Origin of the sequence: Mycolicibacterium sp. TUM20985, from assembly GCF_030295745.1 — a bacterium.
Taxonomy (GTDB): domain Bacteria; phylum Actinomycetota; class Actinomycetes; order Mycobacteriales; family Mycobacteriaceae; genus Mycobacterium.
In genome coordinates, this window is sequence record NZ_AP027291.1 from 5,835,998 (window position 1) to 5,854,658 (window position 18,661).

Consider the following 18,661-nt stretch of genomic DNA (forward strand, 5'->3'; position numbering starts at 1 on the left):
TGGGGCCGGAACCCATCACGACGGTGATCTTGGTCGTGACCTCGACGGTGCGGTTGGCGAACGGATTGGTCCCCACCACCCGATCCTGAAGTTCGGCTGACGACGGTAGCGACGCCTGCTGGAAACTTCGGAAACCCGCGTCCATCAGCGTGCGAATAGCCTCGGCGTAGGTCAGTGCCGAGACGTCGGGAACCACCCCCACCATGGCCGGCGGGCCGCTCGGTGCCGGACCCAGCGACACGTCGAGCGTGACGTCACCGCCCGCGCCCACCGGGGCATCTGCCGGAGGTTCGGTGGCGATCACGTGGTCGGCCGGCACCGTCGGATGCACCATCTTCTCCACGCGAGGGGTGAGGCCGCGGTCGCGCAGGATGGCGATCGCCTCGGCGGAGGCCCGACCGCGCACGTCCGGCAGCGCCGTGTCGGCGGGGCTGCGCCGGTCGAGGACGATCGCGATGACCAGCACGGCGGCGAGCACCGCCAGCACACCGATCGCCGTCAGCCGCGCTGGCACCGATGACGTACGGCGAGGCGTTTCGGTCATCGCCAGCGGTGAGGTCCGTTCGGCAGCGGTCTCCCTGCCGACGGCATACGGAATGTCTCCGCGCTGGAAGCGAATCAGGTCGACGCGCATCTCGGCGGCGGACTGGTAGCGACCGCCGGGGTCCTTGGTCATCGCCTTGAGGACGATGGCATCGAACTCCGCGGTGAGTTGGGGATTGCGGCTGGACGGCGGCGCGGGGTTCTCGCGCACGTGCTGGTAGGCGACTGCCACGGGGGACTCACCGGCGAAAGGTGGCTCGCCGGTGGAGATTTCGTAGAGCACGCACCCCAGCGAGTAGACGTCGGAGCGAGCGTCGACCTCACCTCCACGCGCTTGTTCGGGAGAGAGATAGTGCGCCGTGCCCATCACCGCGCCGGTCCGGGTGATGCCGAGGTGGCTGTCGGCGAGTGCCCTGGCGATGCCAAAGTCCACCACCTTCACCACACCATCGTCCTTGCTGAGCAGGATGTTGGCCGGCTTCACGTCGCGGTGTATGAGGCCGTGCCGGTGACTGAACTCCAACGCCTCGCAGACATCCGCGACCACTGCGGCGGCCCGCCTCGACGTCATGGCCCCACGGGTCGCGAGGACCTCACGCAGCGTCTGGCCGTCGACGTACTCCATCACGATGTAGAGCAGGGGCCCCTGGGGCGTCGCCGCCTCGCCGGTGTCGTAGACGGCGGCGATCCCGGGGTGGTTCAGCCCGGCCGTCTTCTGCGCTTCCCGCCGGAAGCGCGCATTGAGGTCGGGGTCCTTGGCCAGGTCTGCGTGCAGCACCTTGACCGCGACATCGCGATTCAATCGCAGATCCCGCGCCAGGTGGACTTCGGACATGCCCCCGATCCCCACGACCTCACGAAGTTCGTAGCGATCGGCGAAGCGCCGCGGCAGGCTCACCGCGATGCCCCGAGGGGGTCTAGGTCCGACGTGCTCGGCACGCGGCTCACGATCTTGGTCGTGCGTGCTGGGCCACGTCTCGATCCTGACACGTCGCGGGCGGCCCGGCATAGCTCTATCCGCAACTAGCTCGCTGCGGGAGCTGCTTTCCCTCTTGCTCCTGCCCGATGGCCTTGTCGGCCAGTGCATCACCATCTTCGGGCGCACGGCGCCCCGTCGGTGCGGACGTGGCGCTGCCCGGCACAGGGCAATTTTCGTTGCGCCGGTTTGGCCAAGATCGGTGGGGGTATTCCCCACTGCGCGCACCGACCTGACGAAGATCGTCTGGTGCTCAGCGAGGAAGAGTGAACCCCATGTCCGCCGTGTTCGATTCCCTGATGCCGTTATCCGGTGGCAGCCTCGCCTACACTTCGGCCGGAACCGGGCCGGAGGTCCTTCTGCTCATTCACGGGCTGGGCGGGAGCCGACAGACTTGGCGCCACCTGATCCCCGCGTTGGCACGTACCCACACCGTTGTCGCTCTCGACCTCCCAGGGCACGGCGATTCGGCGCCCCCGGCCGGAGACTATTCAGTGGGCGCGCATGCCTGTGCCGTGCGTGATCTGCTGCTGGCGCTCGGTCATCAGCGGGCAACGCTCATCGGCCACAGTCTGGGTGGCGGGGTCGCCCTCCAGACCGCGTACCAATTCCCCGAGCGCACCGACCGTCTGGTCTTGGTCAGCAGTGGCGGGTTGGGGACCGAGGTGGCGCCGATATTGCGCGCCGCCACCCTGCCCGGTGCTGAAACGGTGGTGGCTGGGCTCTCCAGGATCCCGACCGCACTGACCCGGAACCTCCTCACGGTCCTCCCGCCGCTGACGTCAGCACCGGATGCGGCTGCGTTGGCGGTCGCGTTACGTGGGCTCGCGGGCCATCAACAGCGCCGCGCCTTCGTGCGGACCGCCCATGCCGTCATCGATTGGCGCGGGCAGACCGTAAGCGCCAGCCGCCAACTCGGTTTGCTCCGCGACGTCCCCGTCCTGGCGGCTTGGGGCGTGAAGGACACCACCATCCCGCCACACCACCATCAACACTTCGCCGAACGCGTCCCGCATGCGGTGATGGTCGAGATCCCGGACGCTGGGCACTTCCCCCACGAGACCGCGCCTGAGCAGTTGCTGGCCGCGCTGGAGGCATTCCTGGCCTCCACCACACCCTTCGACTATTCCGCGGCTGAGTGGACTGATTTGCTTACTACACGCCAGACGCAAAGCGTCTCCTCGGGACGTGAAGCGTTGGCGACGCACCAGGACGTCGACAGGGCCGTCGGGGTGTTGATGGGGTTGCGTAACTGCTCAGCCGAGGTCGCCCTGCGTGAACTCGTACTTGCCGGCCAGGAGACGCGCACCGGCACTGCAGGTATCAGTGCGGCCTTGGTAGATCTTGCTGCCGGCAATCGCGACGTCGAAGGCGAACGGGGGGCGGAATACGCTGCAGCGCTTGGCCGTTGGGCGCGTTTGATCGACGCGCGAGCAGAGTTCGACTCGGCAGCACGCGACGATCCCGCCGTCATGGCGGGCGACGTCATGATTCGGTACGGCGGGGTGGACGACTACACGCGGTGCTGATCCGACCGTCGCTCGTGCAGGACCGCAACCTTCGCGATCAGGCGGGCGTTCGCGGGGGACCGACCGGCGATCGGGTTCAGGAGAGCTCGGCCTGGGTGCTGCCCACGGCCGACAGAACCACCTCGCGGGTATCGGGGTCGCTGATCATCCGTCGGCACACCTCGCTGAGATGGACGTGGTTGGCCCGCGCGTAGGAACGCAGCAGGCTGTAGGCGTTGGGGACGGGTACGTCAATCGCTGCGCTCACGAAGCCCTTGGCCTGCTCGATGATGACGCGATTGTTCACCGCCGTGTGTAGGCGGGGCAGTATCGACACCGCGGTGGATGGATGTCCTTGCATGATTGCGACACACGCCAGGTGGGCAAGGGTGTGGGCGACCAGCAGGTCGGCCTCGCTCAGCTCACCGGTATCGGCGCCGAACAGACCCAGTGCGCCCAGGGTGAGACCGGCGGCGCGCATCGGCACGGCGTGCACGGAGGCAAAACCGGCCTCGATGGCGGCCGGGACGAAGTCCGGCCACCGTTGTTCTTGAGCGCTCAGGTCGGGCACCGAAACCGGTGCAGCTGTGCTGTAGCAGTCGACGCAGGGGCCCTGATCGGCGTGCAGTTGGGACAACTCCACGAGGCGTGAGGACTCCGAGGTCGCGGCCATCAGATGCAATTGGCGGCCCGGACCGGCGAGCAGGAGGCCAGCTGCGGAGACGTCGAGCAGTTCACTGCAGTGCTCGGTCAGGTCGGTGAGCAACTCGACGACGTCGAAGTCGCCGAGCAAGCTGTCGACCACGGTCACCACCGCGTCCAAGACGCGAGATTCACGCGATGAATCAGTCACATCGACCTCCACTTCGAGCGTTCTTCGGCGCGCGGCGCGATCACGGGGACGGGGCTCAATCTGGGCGGGTGCACGTCAGTTGCGTTCCAGGTGAAGGCGGCGGGCAAGGACGTCACCTGCGACCGCGGTCGCGGAGCGGCCGCTAGCGTAGGCGTGCGCGCGCAGCCGTATGAGGGCCGCAGGCGCACTGAGGTGCAGCTGGGCCATGAGGACACCAGTCGCCTGGCTGACCTCCGCCCGTGTCAACATGCGGATTTCGTTCCAAGCCGCACTACCCGGGGGGGCAGCCGCCTCGCCCATGTCGCGGGCGAGCAAGTCCATCACGGGGATTTGGGCCAGCTCGGCGGCTTCGCCGATGCCGATCAACTGCTCGACGGTCCATGCCGGGGGCTCGGCGTTGAATACGTCGAGGGCGCCTACGTACTCGCCGGCCACCACGATCGGCATCGCATACACGCCGCGGATCCGGTTGGCCAGCATTGCCTCGCCGTACGCGGGCCAGCGGCTCCCGCCTGAGCGGTCGGCGAGATCGGCGATCATGACGGGTGCGCGGTGGGCCACCGCGTCCAGGCATGGGCCCACCCCGAGGGTGAACTGCAACTCGTCATAGCTGCGCGCCGCGGGGTCGCTGGCGCCCAGGGTGGCGATGTTGACGCCATCGTTCACCAGCGAGATGGCCGCCCCATCCACGCCCAGCAGGTGTACACAGGCCTGACAGAGGCGGTCCGCGACACCCGCACCGCGTCCTCCGCCCATTTCGCCGAGCAGTGCGTCCTCGATCCTCACGTCACCTCCACACCCGATGGCGGGCGTCGCTTTGGACGGCCTCGTTAACGCGTCGTCCGCCGCGAGGGGTCGCCCGGTGCTGCGTTCTCGTCCACACCGATGGGCGCGTGAGTCCCGCGGTGGGTGCGGCCCAGCAGCAGCCCCGCGGCCAGCATGGCGGCCGCCAAGACGAGGTGCAGCCAGTTGTCGGCATCGTTGACCGGGACGAAGTTCATGGAACTCTCGTGGTCGATGACCAGGCCGTAGACGAACAACGCCAGGTAGATGACGCCGCCGCCGATCAAGTACGAGCGGGCCGCGTTGAAACTACGCGCCAATGCAATTCCTGCCACGCCGAACGCGAGATGGACGATGTTGTGCAGGATCGAGACGTTGAAGATTCCCAGCAGGGCAGCCTCGGAGTGGTGACCGGCGAAGGTGAGCTGGTCGTAGTGGGTGGTCACCCCGGGAATGAAGCCGAGGATTCCGACGAGCAGGAATACCGCGCCCATGGCCAAGGCGGCCTTCTGCACGGCCGAGGGGTACCGCGACATCGCGGAGCCCGCACCGTGGGTGGGGTTGACTGAGGTCATTGGTCGAGCCCTTCATCGAGCTGAATTTAGAACAGCAAATCTCTTACCCCGGCTCCGAGCGGCTAAACGACGTCGCTGCGACGACTTGGTGGGCGGCTGGAGCGGTTCGAGCTGCACGAGGGGGATCTTGCGGGGCCGTGGTGCCGAGAACACTCGCCCACTGGCTGATCATCGAGCAGCTCAACATGTTTCACAGATACGGCGTCGGCATCGGTCATAGCAGCGCCTGGGAGCCGGTTGCCCATGGCCGGGTCATCGATGGTATCGACGGCGGATTGATGTACGGCTTATTCTTGATGGGTGCAAGACCCTGCACCAACACCTGACCCTGCAGCGGCTGGCGACGCCGCCACCGCGGCTGACCGACCCGGCACCGAAGATCAGCCGGCCAGACGTGTCGATCAGGCGCTGCTCGGTGGCGAACCACAACGGGTCGGCCGGTTCGAATACCGCTACGACAGCGACGCCTGGACCTGGTCGGACGCGGTTGCGATCATGCACGGCTATGAACCGGGCCAGGTCCAACCCACGACCGAACTGGTTCTGAGTCACAAGCATCCCGACGACCTCGCCGAGGTCGAAGGTCTGCTCAAGCAGTCGGCGGCCCCGTTCAGCAGTCGCCACCGCATCTACACGACCACCCGAGCGCTGCGGACCGTCGTCGTCGTCGGCGACGCGGCCACCGATGACGAGGGCCGCATCGTGGCGACCCGCGGCTTCTACATCGACGTCACCGAGAGCCTGCACGCCGAGATGGAACAGTCGGTCACCGAGAAGCTTCAGCACGTGGTCGCGCACCGAGTGGTCATCGAGCAGGCCAAGGGCATGCTGATGATGGCTTATCAGATCGACGCGGACGCTGCGTTCGGGATCCTTCGGTGGCGTTCTCAAGAACTCAACGTCAAGCTCTCGGCCGTTGCGGAAAGGGTGGTCGCCGAAGTGCCGGCCCTGCTGAAGAGAGCCGCCCCCGGCACGCCCGCGCCCGCGCCCATCGACCACTACCTCATGACGCTGATCGCGCCCGAGTCCACCCCACGCTGACGTCCGGATGACGCTTACTGCGTCCGTTGCACTGCCCCGCCCTTGGACATCGGAGGTACTTGCATGGTCCGAGTCGTATACGCGCTCAACGAGTTTCACTTGGCGGTGATCGAGCACGCCGACCTCGACGGGAGCGATGGATTCAACCAGCTGCAGCGCGAGATCCGCCGAGGAATTTAAGCCGGACGTACACCGTTCGGTTTACGTGAGCAGAATTGGAGCAGAGATGACCTCACTCACCAGCCAGACCGTGCTCGTCACCGGGGCCAACCGCGGCATGGGCCGCCATTACGTCACCCAACTACTGGACCGCGGCGTGTCCAAGGTGTACGCCGCGGCCCGTGACACCTCGCAGATCGACGCCACGGACCCGCGCGTGATCCCGTTGCGGCTCGACGTCACCGATGCCGCGTCGGTGGCCGAGGCCGGGCGCGTCGCGGCGGACGTCACCGTGCTCATCAACAACGCCGGCGTCGTGCGGGGCTCCTCCGTGTTGGCCGCGGACACCACTCCGCTGCGAGAGGAGTTGGAGACCAACCTCTTCGGGCCGCTCGCGATGGCCTCGACTTTCGCCGACCGGATCGCCGACCGGTCGGGCGCCATCGTCAACGTCGCGTCGGTGCTCGCCTGGCTGCCCATCGGCGCGAGCTACGGCGTCACGAAGGCCGCGCTGTGGAGTGCCACCGACTCCATGCGGCTCGAGCTCGCGCCGCGCGGCATTCAGGTGGTGGGCGTGTACGTCGGTCTCGTCGACACCGACATGGGATCGGCCTTCCCCGGCGACAAGGCGAATCCGGCGGACGTCGTGCGACGGGTGCTCGACGGCATCGAGTCCGGCGCCGACGAGGTCTTGGCCGATGACACGACCCGCGCCGTCCGCGACCTGCTGAACAAGCCGATCATGGAACGGATGGGCAGCATCCCGCGATGAGTTTTGCGGTGCCGGCTCGTCTACATCGCTGACACCTGCTGACTTCCGACCGGGGAGACCGATGTGACCGCCACCTACACCTTCGACGTCTTCTCCAGCCTCGACGGTTTCGGCTCCGTGACCGCCGACTGGACCGGCTACTGGGGCAAGCAGGGACCAGAGCTGCTCGACCGCCGACTGGCCCTGTACGGCGCCGAACACCGAATGGTGTTCGGCGCCAATACCTATCGCCAGTTTCAACAGATGTTGGCAGGCAGCACAGCTGAATCAGAGGTGCGCGACCCGTGGGTCACCCGGATGCGGAACGCGCCGGCCACCGTGGTGTCCACGACCTTGACCGAGCCCCTCGACTGGCCGGACGCCACCGTCGTCGGCGGCGACGCGGTCGACGTCGTGGCCCGGCTCAAGAAGGAGTCCCCGGTGCCACTGCGATCACACGGCAGCCTGTCGATGAACCGGGCGCTGATGGCGGCCGGTCTGGTCGACCGCGTCCAGGTGACGATCTTTCCCGTCATCACCGGCCAGACCGGGTGCGACCCGATCTTCGCGGGGGCCCAGGACTTCGACCTGGAACTCCTCGAGCACCGGACCCTGGACGGCCGAACTCAAGAACTCATCTACCGGCCCACGCTGCACTAGTCGCTACCCCTGCGTCGTCGGCACCCAGTTGCCGTGGAAGCCGGCGGGTACGCGGTGCGGCAGCTTGATGGCGGCCACCTGATCCAGCGTCTGCGCGTCGAGGATGGCCAACTCGCTGCGATCGGTCGACACGTCGTAGACGTAGCCCATCAGGACTCCGTCGTCCTCGTCGGCGTCGGGTGACGAGGGATGGAAGACGAACTCGCCCAGCGACTTTCCCGTGCCGAAAGACTTCACCTGGCTGCCGTCGCCGACGAGGTCGTGCTTGAGGAGCGCCTCGGTGCCGCCCGTGCCCTCACCGACCGCAGGCGCGTAGCCGTACCGGTGTCGCTTGCCGACGAGGCGTTCGTCGATGCGGGGGAATTCCTGCCCACGGTCATCGATGCGCGACTCGCGGACCTTGCCGTCGATCAGGTCGACCGTCCAGCGATCCAGCGTGGGCGGTCCCTCGTTCGGCCCGAGGTGGTCGGTGTCGAACATCTTCGCGTGCCGCACCACGTCGAGGACGACGGTGTCGCCGTCGTCGTAGGCGTTCATCGGATGGAAGACGTAGCACGGCTCGACCTCGAACCAGCGCACGTCGGCGCTACCGCCGTCACGCGGCATGACGCCGACCCGGGCGGGATAGCGCGGATTCCACGAGTAGGGGAAGCGTCGGTCGGCGCTCATGCCAGAAGGCGTCCTGGCAGTGATGGGATCGGGGATGCGGATCCGACCGATCAACGCCGACAACAACAGTCGGGCCGGTAAGCGGAGCCCGCGTGGCACGGTCATCTCCGCGGCCTGACGATTGTCGAAGGTCACCGGCAGGTCGTAGAAGACGACGTGCTTCTCGGTGAGCGAGAAGTCGTGCATCATCGGGCTGCCGGTCACTTCGATGTCGACGGTGCGCCGCACCTTCCCGTCGGCTCCGATCACCGAGTACTGCACGTTGTTGCCGCGATACATGCTGTACGAGACCGCGTGCAGTTCACCGGTGTCGGGGTCGCGCTTGGGATGTGCGGTGTACCCACCGGTCAGCTTGCCATCGAAGTCACAGGGTCCGACCGTGTCGAGATCGTCGGTCAGCTCGTAGTTGGCGACACCACCCTCGACCAGGGCCAGCGTCTTGCCTGCGTGGCCAATCACGTTGGTGTTCGCGCCGATTGGCGATATTCCCGTGTGTGCGTCCGACGGCGGCTCACCGAGCAGGCGTGATGCGTGCGGGCTGCGCACCCACCGGTTGCGGTACCACTCGGCCTTGCCGTCGCGGATGCGCGTGCCGTGCACCATCCCGTCACCGATGAACCAGTGGTAGAGCTCGGGGTCGATCTCCCCGATCGGATTCGGGCCGTTGCGCAGGTATCGCCCATCGAGGTAGTCGGGGATCGAGCCGGACACCTCGAGCTCGGTGAGGGTGAATTCCTCGCTGAGCGGGGCGAAGGCGCCTTCCAAGTAGCGGTTCGTCATGACACTCCTTCCATAACAGCGTTATCAATGGCTCCTTTATAACAGCGTTATGGCAAGATCGCAATGGTGAGCGGCGTACGAGAACGATTGGTCGACGGCGGCATCCGGTTGTTGGAACGCGACGGCCTGCAGTCATTGAGCGTCCGCAACCTCGCCGCCGAGGTCGGCACGTCGACCATGGCCGTCTACACCCACTTCGGGGGGATGACCGGCGTGATCGACGCCGTCGCCAACGAGGCGTTCTCCCGTTTCACTCAAGCGCTGACGGACGTGCCGCAGACCGATGATCCCGTCGCCGACTTCTTCGTCATGGGTGCCGCCTACCGTGCGTTCGCGCTGGCGAACCCACAGCGCTACCAGCTCATCTTCGGCACGTCCTCACCGGCGTCGATCGCTGGCGATCGCACCGATGTCACCAGCTCGGGGGGCGTGACGGACCGCACGGATTCGGCCGCATCGTTCGACGCGCTCCTCAATGCCGTGCGCCGAATGATCGCCGCCGGCCGCATCCGCGACGATGGAGAATTGAACATCGCCGGCAGGTTGTGGAGCCTCACCCACGGCGAGGTCATGCTCGAGTTGGCGGGATTCTTCGGCCACGAGGGCCAGGGACTGAATCAGATCTTGGCTCCGCTCGCCGTGGACACGATCGTCGGCATGGGCGACCACCGCGAGAAGACTCTCGAATCGCTGGCTGCCGCACGGCACTAGGCGTCCCGAGCTGGGACGCTCACCTACCGTTCCCGTCAGTCTGTCGGGCGGTGGCTCACCGAACGCAGGGCGACGTAGGTCAGCCACCCGGCCACGGCGAGCAGTTGCGCCCGCTGGGCCAGGCCGACGTCGCCGTCGCGTCCGGTGTCGTCGATGGCGACGGCGATCACCGTCCACACGGTCGCCGCGGTCAGTGCCGCCAGCACGATCCATCCCAGGCGGACAATGGGTCTCGGCGTGTGCCCGACGACGTCGGCGAGGACGAACGCGATCAGCGAACCGAACGCGACGACGATCGCGGCGATGCTACTCAACGTGTGAAGGTGGTGACCGAGGGGCAGCGCGCCGGCTGCCTCGCGGGCCGCGCACAACACATCGGCATGGGGCGCACACCGGAGTGACCAGATGGTGCTGTCCAGGACGGTCACCGCGGCGAATGCGGCCAACATCCACCAGCCGAACGTGACCAGGGCGCACTTCGAGCGCGCGATGCCCGCCGCAGCGGCGACGACAAGACACCCCGCCGCCGCCAGGTCCAAGCCTCGAAACCAGGCACCGTACGGTTGATCTGCCGCGGCGAGCTCGCTGATGAACGCGTCGGGGTCGGGCAGCGAGAAGTCGATGCCGAACTCCAACAACCAATTCGAATACAGCACCATGCCCAGCAGCGTGCCGACGACCGTGACCCACCGCAGCGCGTCGTCCGTCGTGACGAACCGTGAGACGGTGCGGTCCGGTCGCATCGTCACCGCGAGGCCCGTGGCGGCCGAACGCTTCGCGCCTGCGCCGCGCTGCTCGTCCATGGGTCGCCTCCCCCAGCGGGACGCGGCCCCGTGCCAACCGCGTCGTTGCGTGCCGCCCCACACCCGGGCGAACGTGGTCACGGTAGCAGCGCGTCCTGCAGGCGGGAGGTGAACCCGCGGGTCACTCGGATGGGCTGGTAGGACGGCCCTTAACCGCCGCTGCCGCCACCGCCCGTGTCGCCATCGGGCGCACCGGAGCCGCCGCCAGAGTCGAGGTTGCCGCCACCGCCCTCGGTGCCGTCTTGACCCGTGTTGCCGGCTTCACCGCCGGAGGTCTGCGGGGCGACGTCATTGGGCCCCGTCGAACCCGTCACTCCTTCGGCACCGCCGCCGCCGCTCGCATCACCGCCAGTCGAGCCCTCACCGCTCGCGGCAGGGCCAGCCACCGGCTGGATCCAGGCCAGCAGGTCCTCGGGCCCGTTGTTGTAGACGACGCTGTTGGGTACGTCGCCGACGACGTCGAAATAGATCTTGCCGTTCGCGGTGGCGCCCTCCGCCAACGGCGCTCCACTGAGGCTGGAGACTGCTGCAAGCGCCGGGTAGTTGGCTCCACCCTCGGCGCGGGCGTTGAAGAATGGCACGACGGGAACAGCCGTGCCCCGGGTCGCCCTGGCCATGACCGAGGCCTCGTACAACTGGCCCGCGACCGGGTATGCGACGGCGTCGGCGCTCGGCAAGATCTTGGTGACCGTATAGGCGATCTCCGGGCCGTTCGGGTCCCCCAACGTCTCTTCGATACCGACGACCTGGATATTGGCCGTCGCCAACGCCGGCGGCGCGGCACCGATGCTCAACACGACTGCGGCGGCCGCAACGGCTCCCGCCAAGATCTTGTTCTCCATCTCGATGTTCCCCAATTCCTTAGAAGATGCAGTTCGCCATACCCGGCGGGTCAGCGCCCAAACCCCGCGGGTCGGACACCTCGTCCGGCGGCGTTCCGCCGGTCATCGAAGGTGGACCTCGAAGAACTCGAGTATCCGCTGCCATGCGTCCTCGGCCTGAGGCGCTGAATGATGCAATCCGGCAATGCGTTCCACGATCCGTAACGGAGAGGGCGTGCCCCACTCGTTCATGAAGCTGTGGCCGGCGCCCGGATACTCCTTGATGTCACGTGGCACCTCACTCGGAGCAAGGCCTTCCTCCAGCTTGGCGGCGGCGCCTGGCAGAAGTCGGTCGTCGGCGCCGTAACTGGCGACGATGGGACAGGAGCGCCCGGGTACGCCGGTCGCCGGCGGGAATGGTCCGTAGTTCGGTGCGATGGCGTCGAACACCCCGCGGTCGGCGAGCAGCAGGCAGAAGCCGCCGCCCATGCAGAAGCCCGCCGATCCGATCTTCCCCGTGGTCCTCTCGTCGGCCCGCAGGTAGTCGGCCGCGGCGAGGATGTCATCGACCGTCGAACCGGAACCCGTTGCAAGTGATCGGAAGGCGCCGACGATGCACAGTGGTTTATGGCCCCGTTGAAAGAGCGCCGGAGCAAATGCCAGGTAGCCATTGGCGGCGAATCGGTCGGTGATCCGCCGAATGTCGTCGTTCAGACCGAAGACTTCGTGGAGCACGACGACGGCGGGCCACGGCCCGGTTCCCGACGGGGTGGCCAAGTATCCGGGCAAGCCTTCACCCTGGATCGGCAGTTCGATGTCGGCCATGGGTAATCGGCCCTCCGTCAGATCGATGTCATCGAGGCGGTAAACCCGACCGGTGGCCCTTACCCGTTATCCGGCGGAGCGAACATGGCCCAGACTTGGGAGGGCGCCGGTTGCGGCCCGTGCACCGCGGCCCATAACGTGAATCGGTGACCGACGACCAGCGGGACCAGGGCGTGCCCGGTCCTCCCACGGCAAGGACCCTCAGCCGGCTGCTGCGGATGCTCGAGCCAGCGCGCAGGATCATCAACCCGAAGGTCTACGGCGTCGAGAACCTGCCCGAGCGCGGCGCGCTACTGGTGGGCAACCACACGCTGATCGGGCTGATCGATGCGCCGCTGCTGTGCGCCGAACTGTGGGAACGCGGAATCCGAGTGCGCGTCCTGGGCAACCACGCCCACTTCAAGCTCCCCGGGTGGCGCGATCTCCTCTTCGCCGCCGGCGTCGTACCGGGTACCCCGGCAATCGCCGACGAGCTCATGCGTCGAGGGGAGACCCTGCTCGTCTTCCCCGGCGGCGGCCGCGAGGTGGCCAAGCGCAAAGGTGAGAAGTATCAACTGATTTGGGAGAACCGAATGGGGTTCGCCCGTCTCGCGGCCGCACACGAGTACCCCATCGTCCCCTTCGCCACGGTCGGCGCCGAGGACGCGCTCGACATCCTGGTCGACACTGACCATCCCCTACTCGCCCCCGTCCAACGGCTCTTCGAGAGGGTCTCGGGCAGTCCCGACTTCTTCCCCATCGTCCGCGGTATCGGGCCGACGCCGATCCCCCGCCCGGAGCGGCAGTACTACTGGTTCGGCGAACCCATCGACACCGCGGGCGTCACGACCACCGACGATCGCGCCGTCGGATGCATCCGCGATCGAACGAAGACGGCGATCGAGCAGGGCATCACCTTCCTGCTCGACGAGCAGCGGGTGGACCCCAACCGGGCGCTGTTCAAGCGGCTGCTCGGCCCGGAACGGCGGCGATGAGATCGCCGGGCCGCGGCGGGGTCTCAGTCGGCGGCGGCGAGGTATGCGGCGAGATCGCCCGCGAGGCCAGAGGCTTGTCGCCGGAAGGACCGTAGCGGCCCGATCAACGGCTCGACGTATCCGGCGAACCACAGTCCCTCTGCGGCGCTTGGGATTCCGTTGGTCAGAGGTCCGCCGTCACGATCGAGCACTCCCAGGTGGCCGACCATTGCGTCGAGGCCCTTCTCATACCCGGTAGCGGCGATCACCACGTCGGGCCGTAGTACGGTTCCGTCCGACAACACCACGCCGTCCCCGCTGAACGCCTCGACGGAAGCGACGACTTCGATGCTGCCATCTTCGACCTTCGGCACCAAGGCATCGCCGAGGGTCGGTATGCGTCTGTCCTCGAGTAGCGCACTGTAGATCCCTTGGCGGGGCGCTGGGAGACCTTGCGCACTGAGATCGCCCAACCACACCTTGCGCATCAGCGCGGCGGCTCGGTCGAGAACGGCTACCGGCAGATGAACGAAGACGTCGCTGAACGCGTCGACGGGGATACCGGCGACGGCTCGCGGGACGAGGTGGGGTGGAGTACGCACGGCCATGCGGACTCGGCTGGCGACGCCGTCAGTGAGTTGAAGGACGATGTCGGTAGCCGAATTCCCGGAGCCGACGACCAAGACGTCGCGACCGAGGAACGAGCTGGCACTTCGGTAGTCCGCCGAGTGCACTAGCTGCCCGGTGAACTGCTCCATGCCGGGCCACCGCGGCAGCTTCGGGGTGTGATAGTTACCGGTGGCCACGACTACTGTTGTGGCAGTTAGTATTTCGTGGTCAGTCGTGACACGCCACCCGCGCGGGTAGCGGTCCAGGCGGGTGACCGTCGCATTCAAGCGCAACCGTAGTCCCTGGCGCGCCACGTAATCGTCGAAGTAGTCGACCATGTCGTCACGCCTCGGCCACCGCCCGTGACGACGGGGCATACGCTGACCCGGAAGATGTGACCAGTATCCGCACGTGTTCAACCGAAAGCCGTCGTAGCGCTGCCGCCACGACGACGCCGGGCCAGCCGCACGGTCCAGCACCAGCGCGTCGACACCCCGCTGATGCTTCAGCTGGCGAGCGAGGGCCAGTCCGCACGGGCCCGCGCCGACGATGACGACCCGCTCAACGGCTCGTTCGCGTGACCGCACTCGCCCACCCCTCCACGAACAGACTGTATCCAGGTTTGCGCGAACGCTGCTGAGGTGTCGGCTGCGGTTTGTGCGTCCTCGACCCGGGTAAGAGCAGTCGAGTAAGCCACCCCCCATCCGCCGGAAGGCATACGTCATGCGCATCGTGATCACTGGAGCCAGCGGCAACGTCGGGACCGCGCTCCTGCGCGCGCTCCCCGCCGAGCATGACATCGTCGGCGTGGTGCGCCGGCCTCCGCCACCACACGGCGTCTATCAGCGCGTCGACTGGCGCGCGCTGGACCTCACCGACCCCGACGCCATCTCGACGTTGCACACCGTCTTCGAGGGCGCCGACGTCGTCGTCCACCTCGCATGGGGATTTCAGCCCACCCGCGACACCGACTATCTGACCCGGCTGGGGGTGGGAGGAACGTCCGCGGTGTTGCAGGCCGCCCACACCAGCAGCGTCGGGCAGTTGATTCACATGTCCTCGGTCGGGACGTACGCGGCAGGGCGCTACGGCGAACGGGTCGACGAATCGTGGCCCACGACTGGAATCGGAACCTCCCCGTACAGCCGCGACAAGTCCACGGCGGAGGGGATTCTCGACGAATACGAGGGGCGCCTCGGCAGTGCGGCGATCCCGATCGCGCGGATGCGTCCAGGCTTCATCCTCCAGCGCGACGCGGCGAGCGGACTCATGCGCTACGGCTTGCCGGGATACGTTCCAATGCGACTGGTTCCGTGGTTGCCAGTGCTTCCGCTGGACCGGAATCTCTGCATCCCCCTGATCCACGCCGACGACGTCGCCAGTGCGATCGTGCTGGCGATCGAGGCCCGTGCCTCAGGACCGTTCAACCTCGCCGCCGAGCCGCCGATGGATCGCGACGACGTGGCCGCCGTAATGGGCGCCCGGGCGGTGCACGTCCCATCGGGCGTGCTCGGCGCGTTGGTGGACCTGACGTGGCGGGCCCGGCTGCAGCACATCGACCGTGGGTGGCTTGATCTGGCGTTCAGCGTTCCTCTGCTGAACTGCTCGCGCGCACGCTCGGAGCTCGGATGGGAGCCGAAGTGGACCGCGAAGGAGGCGTTGGCCGACCTTCTCGAAGGGGTTGCCGACTCCGCCCACACCGACAGTCCACCGCTTCGGCAACGCTCGCTGCTGGACCTGCTGCGTCGTGACGTCACCGACGGATTGATCTCGTCGCGCCGGGTGCCCTGATCTAGGATCACTACGGTGCTCGAGGCCAGGTATCGACGATGACCGCCATACCGACTGACCGGGTAATGCTGGGCACTTGGCCCACGCCGCTCGAACCAGCCCCTCGTCTCGCCGCGGCCCTCGGCCTGCAGCCCGAGGATCTGTGGCTCAAACGCGACGATCTCACCGGTCTCGCGGCCGGGGGGAACAAGGTTCGCAAACTCGAGTGGACCATGGCGGCCGCACTTGCCGCGGGCGCCGACACGGTGATCACCACTGGCGCAGCGCAATCCAACCACGCCCGCCTGACCGCGGCCGCAGGCGCACACCTCGGTCTCGACGTCGTCCTCGTCTTCCCGGGGACACGAGGAGCGTCATCCGCCGGGAACCTCGCGCTCGACGAACTCCTTGGTGCCACCATCATCTGGACCGGTGAGCAATCGGGACCATCGCACGACACCCTCACGGTCGGTGCCGAGGAGGCCGCTGCGAAATTGCGGGCCCAGGGACGCCGACCGGCCATCATTCCCTATGGGGGCTCCAATGCCGTTGGGGCACACGGTTACCGCCTCGCGGCGGTGGAGATCACCGACCAGCGTCCCGCCGTCGACCACGTGGTCTGCGCCCTCGGCTCGGGCGGCATGATGGCGGGCTTGATCGTGGGCCTCGGCCCGCAACGCGTCCTCGGCGTGCACACCGGCGCCGTCGACGATCCGTGGGCGCAGGTCGCCGGACTCCTTCGCGACATGGACCACCCGGTCGATCCAGACGCCCTGCGCCTCCGCACCGATCAGGTCGGGGACGGCTACGACGCCCTGACTTCGGCTGCAGCGCAGGCGATCATCACCGCCGCCCGCACCGAGGGCCTGATCCTCGATCCCGTCTACACCGCCCGCGCGCTGGCTGGGCTCACCGCCGAAGTCCGCGACGGCGCGATACGGCCCGGCCAGACCGTCGTGTTCCTCGCCAGCGGGGGCCTGCCCGGTTTGTTCGGTCACCCCGCGCTGGCGGAACTCCTCGCACAGGCGAAGGAGTAGGCAGTTCACGTGCGCCCAGGCCAGCTGCCGAGTCTGCGCTGACGGTCACGAATTACGAGCAATCCCCGCCGTGAGCGCAGAATCGAGCGCTCATCGCACACTCGCTACCGCGGCGTCGCCCGATCGGCCGCGGCCCGAACCAGGGACCACATCCCGGGCGCGAACTTGGTGATCGGCCAGGCGATCAAACCGGCCACCAGCGTGCACAGGCTCTCGGCAACCGACGACGGCACGTGATCGGGGTCCATCAGGTCGTTTTCGGCGAACGGACTCGCGTCGGCCGACACCATGAACTCGGTGAACTTCCGCAGCGAGCGGCCAGTACCGCGCAGCGCCTCGATCGCTTGGAGGAACGAGCCCCGCGAAGCCTCTTCGGCCCGGAACACCTCCAGCGACACGCCCAGGTGCTCGGCGGCCAGGTCGGCGCGCAGGCTCGCGATGTGCTGGGTCACGTCGTCGCGACCCTCCAGCGCCTCGATTGCCACGTCGCATTCGCTGTCGAAACCCAGGGAGCGGTTGTTGAGGTTCGACGATCCGATGCGCAGCAGCCGGTCGTCGATCACCAGGACCTTGGAGTGCACGTATACCGACTCGCCGCCCTTGACCGCGGGCCAGTACACCCCGAACCGGCCATGCAGATCGGCGTCCCACAGCATGCGCACCAGCCGCTCGCGCGCGCTGTCCATCGACTGCTTCTCGAGACGACTCTCGGAGCTGCGGGGCAGCACGATCACCACTTCGGGGCCGTCCGGTTCGCGAAGGCGCTCCGCGAGCGCCTCAGCCAGGCCGCGCGCCGCCAGGTACTGGTTCTCCAGGTAGATCACGTCGCGGGCGGCCGCGATGGCTGCCAGGTTCAAGGCCTCCACCTCCCGAACCTCGTCCCGTCCCGGCAGTGAGGGCATGGTTCGGGCGACACCGACCTCGACATCACGCACCGCCGGCTGCAGCCGTGGCGGCCAGGGCGACGATTCGCCCGGCTCCAGCGGCTCCAGCGTCTGACCGGTCGCGCCGGACCACCGGTCACGTGCTTGTTCGGCCAGCACGCGGGCAGCGGCGCCGTCCACCGCCACGGCCACCTCGTGGCGCGGGCCGTAGGCTTCGCCGGCGCTCCGTCGGCCGGGATCGTTTGGAGCGTGGGCCCGGGTGTCCCAGCGCCCGAGGGTGACGTCGATGCCGCCGCAGAAGGCCACCGCATCGTCGATCACCACGATCTTCTGGTGGTGCACCGCGCCCAGTGGGTGCGCCCCGTCGACGGCGAAGTTCAGTCGCCGCGAGGTGATCTGGTTGAGCAGTGACACCGGTCCGATCCCGAACCAGAATCCGTCGAAGGTCGGCAGTAGCCGCAGATTGGACTTCAGTAAATACACCTCGAGGTCTCGGCGCTGCCACAGAAGCCAGTGCAGGAACAGCGCCAGGTGGTTCGGACCAGGCAGCGTGGTGTCGCCCGATTCGAACGTGACGCGGTGGTCCAGATCCCAACCGATCAAGATGATCCGGCGCTTGGCCTGCAGCATGGCGGCCTTCACGTGAGCGAGATAGTCTGCCCCGTCGACGATCGGCGCGAACCGGTCAGCGCGTGCCGTGCGCCAGCACGTCTCCCCCGGCACCAGCAGCCGATCACCCGTCCGGCTGACCACCTCATCGTGCGATCGTTCTGCCGTCGTCACCGTGCGACCCTTCATCTCAGCTGCGTCGAGAAACTTGCCCGTCATGCCATTAGACGGATTGGGTTCCCATATCCGCACGTCACACCGCTATGCCATTGATCACATCGACGGACCGCGGTGACGGCGGGTACCCCATTCATCCGCCGATCACGCGTGGGGTCGCTCGA

18 protein-coding genes and 1 pseudogene are annotated in these 18,661 nt (G+C 67.4%); 9 read left to right on the plus strand and 10 right to left on the minus strand.

Annotation, left to right across the window (positions count from 1 at the left end; translation table 11 throughout):
- Positions 1 to 61: 61 nt before the first annotated feature.
- Positions 62 to 1,441, minus strand: a pseudogene (locus QUE68_RS28345) (protein kinase domain-containing protein); the annotation flags it as partial.
- Between the two features lie 353 nt (positions 1,442 to 1,794).
- Here QUE68_RS28345 and QUE68_RS28350 point away from each other — a divergent pair.
- Positions 1,795 to 3,048 carry an alpha/beta fold hydrolase gene (locus QUE68_RS28350; RefSeq protein WP_286274844.1) on the plus strand — a complete coding sequence of 418 codons (1,254 nt, stop codon included), beginning with the start codon at positions 1,795 to 1,797 and terminating at the stop codon, positions 3,046 to 3,048.
- Positions 3,049 to 3,124: 76 nt separating this feature from the next.
- On the opposite strand, the gene QUE68_RS28355 is transcribed toward QUE68_RS28350, so the two are convergent.
- The 3 genes from QUE68_RS28355 to QUE68_RS28365 all read right to left on the minus strand — a co-directional run bounded on the left by QUE68_RS28355 (position 3,125) and on the right by QUE68_RS28365 (position 5,199).
- A complete protein-coding gene (locus QUE68_RS28355; protein WP_286274845.1) occupies positions 3,125 to 3,880 on the minus strand; it encodes a GAF and ANTAR domain-containing protein in 756 nt (251 codons plus the stop codon).
- Between the two features lie 75 nt (positions 3,881 to 3,955).
- Positions 3,956 to 4,666 carry a GAF and ANTAR domain-containing protein gene (locus QUE68_RS28360; protein ID WP_286274846.1) on the minus strand — a complete coding sequence of 237 codons (711 nt, stop codon included), beginning with the start codon at positions 4,664 to 4,666 and terminating at the stop codon, positions 3,956 to 3,958.
- 44 nt (positions 4,667 to 4,710) lie between these two features.
- Complete coding sequence (locus QUE68_RS28365; protein WP_286275962.1) at positions 4,711 to 5,199, minus strand: DUF4383 domain-containing protein; 489 nt, start codon at positions 5,197 to 5,199, stop codon at positions 4,711 to 4,713.
- A 38-nt stretch (positions 5,200 to 5,237) separates the two neighbouring features.
- Here QUE68_RS28365 and QUE68_RS28370 point away from each other — a divergent pair, with 38 nt between their 5' ends.
- From QUE68_RS28370 to QUE68_RS28385, 4 genes are all read left to right on the plus strand, one after another.
- Entirely contained in the window at positions 5,238 to 5,564 is a 327-nt protein-coding gene (locus QUE68_RS28370) for a hypothetical protein (protein WP_286274847.1), read from the plus strand.
- The gene (locus tag QUE68_RS28375) at positions 5,539 to 6,279 is read left to right on the plus strand and encodes an ANTAR domain-containing protein (protein WP_286274848.1); all 741 of its coding nucleotides are present in this window, start codon (positions 5,539 to 5,541) and stop codon (positions 6,277 to 6,279) included. The genes QUE68_RS28370 and QUE68_RS28375 overlap by 26 nt, the downstream gene beginning before the upstream one ends.
- Positions 6,280 to 6,505: 226 nt before the next feature.
- Positions 6,506 to 7,210 (plus strand): SDR family oxidoreductase, encoded by a 705-nt coding sequence (locus tag QUE68_RS28380; RefSeq protein WP_286274849.1) that lies wholly within the window; start codon positions 6,506 to 6,508, stop codon positions 7,208 to 7,210.
- Between the two features lie 63 nt (positions 7,211 to 7,273).
- Positions 7,274 to 7,849 (plus strand): dihydrofolate reductase family protein, encoded by a 576-nt coding sequence (locus QUE68_RS28385; RefSeq protein ID WP_286274850.1) that lies wholly within the window; start codon positions 7,274 to 7,276, stop codon positions 7,847 to 7,849.
- A gap of 3 nt (positions 7,850 to 7,852) precedes the next feature.
- Here the strand turns inward: QUE68_RS28385 and QUE68_RS28390 are convergent, their stop codons facing one another.
- Positions 7,853 to 9,298: a carotenoid oxygenase family protein gene (locus QUE68_RS28390; protein WP_286274851.1), complete on the minus strand. Its 1,446-nt coding sequence runs from the start codon at positions 9,296 to 9,298 to the stop codon at positions 7,853 to 7,855.
- Positions 9,299 to 9,361: 63 nt separating this feature from the next.
- Between QUE68_RS28390 and QUE68_RS28395 the strand changes: the two genes are divergently transcribed.
- On the plus strand, positions 9,362 to 10,009 hold the full coding sequence (locus QUE68_RS28395) for a TetR/AcrR family transcriptional regulator (protein WP_286274852.1): 648 nt from the start codon (positions 9,362 to 9,364) through the stop codon (positions 10,007 to 10,009).
- A gap of 35 nt (positions 10,010 to 10,044) precedes the next feature.
- On the opposite strand, the gene QUE68_RS28400 is transcribed toward QUE68_RS28395, so the two are convergent.
- The 3 genes from QUE68_RS28400 to QUE68_RS28410 form a co-directional block, all read right to left on the minus strand.
- Positions 10,045 to 10,812, minus strand: coding sequence for a DUF998 domain-containing protein (locus QUE68_RS28400; protein WP_286274853.1), 768 nt, complete (start codon positions 10,810 to 10,812; stop codon positions 10,045 to 10,047).
- Between the two features lie 149 nt (positions 10,813 to 10,961).
- Positions 10,962 to 11,654 (minus strand): DUF1942 domain-containing protein, encoded by a 693-nt coding sequence (locus tag QUE68_RS28405; RefSeq protein ID WP_284230279.1) that lies wholly within the window; start codon positions 11,652 to 11,654, stop codon positions 10,962 to 10,964.
- Positions 11,655 to 11,756: 102 nt separating this feature from the next.
- A complete protein-coding gene (locus tag QUE68_RS28410; protein ID WP_286274854.1) occupies positions 11,757 to 12,458 on the minus strand; it encodes a dienelactone hydrolase family protein in 702 nt (233 codons plus the stop codon).
- A 146-nt stretch (positions 12,459 to 12,604) separates the two neighbouring features.
- Here QUE68_RS28410 and QUE68_RS28415 point away from each other — a divergent pair, with 146 nt between their 5' ends.
- On the plus strand, positions 12,605 to 13,432 hold the full coding sequence (locus QUE68_RS28415; RefSeq protein ID WP_455012674.1) for a lysophospholipid acyltransferase family protein: 828 nt from the start codon (positions 12,605 to 12,607) through the stop codon (positions 13,430 to 13,432).
- Positions 13,433 to 13,455: 23 nt separating this feature from the next.
- On the opposite strand, the gene QUE68_RS28420 is transcribed toward QUE68_RS28415, so the two are convergent.
- Complete coding sequence (locus QUE68_RS28420; RefSeq protein ID WP_286274855.1) at positions 13,456 to 14,607, minus strand: flavin-containing monooxygenase; 1,152 nt, start codon at positions 14,605 to 14,607, stop codon at positions 13,456 to 13,458.
- Between the two features lie 136 nt (positions 14,608 to 14,743).
- Between QUE68_RS28420 and QUE68_RS28425 the strand changes: the two genes are divergently transcribed.
- Together QUE68_RS28425 and QUE68_RS28430 are read left to right on the plus strand one after the other, a co-directional pair.
- Positions 14,744 to 15,811, plus strand: a complete 1,068-nt coding sequence (locus QUE68_RS28425) for an NAD-dependent epimerase/dehydratase family protein (protein WP_286274856.1) — start codon at positions 14,744 to 14,746, stop codon at positions 15,809 to 15,811.
- A gap of 38 nt (positions 15,812 to 15,849) precedes the next feature.
- Positions 15,850 to 16,827: a D-cysteine desulfhydrase family protein gene (locus tag QUE68_RS28430; protein ID WP_286274857.1), complete on the plus strand. Its 978-nt coding sequence runs from the start codon at positions 15,850 to 15,852 to the stop codon at positions 16,825 to 16,827.
- 104 nt (positions 16,828 to 16,931) lie between these two features.
- Here QUE68_RS28430 and QUE68_RS28435 read toward each other — a convergent pair whose 3' ends face one another.
- Complete coding sequence (locus QUE68_RS28435) at positions 16,932 to 18,494, minus strand: phospholipase D-like domain-containing protein (RefSeq protein ID WP_286274858.1); 1,563 nt, start codon at positions 18,492 to 18,494, stop codon at positions 16,932 to 16,934.
- Between the last annotated feature and the right edge of the window lie 167 nt (positions 18,495 to 18,661).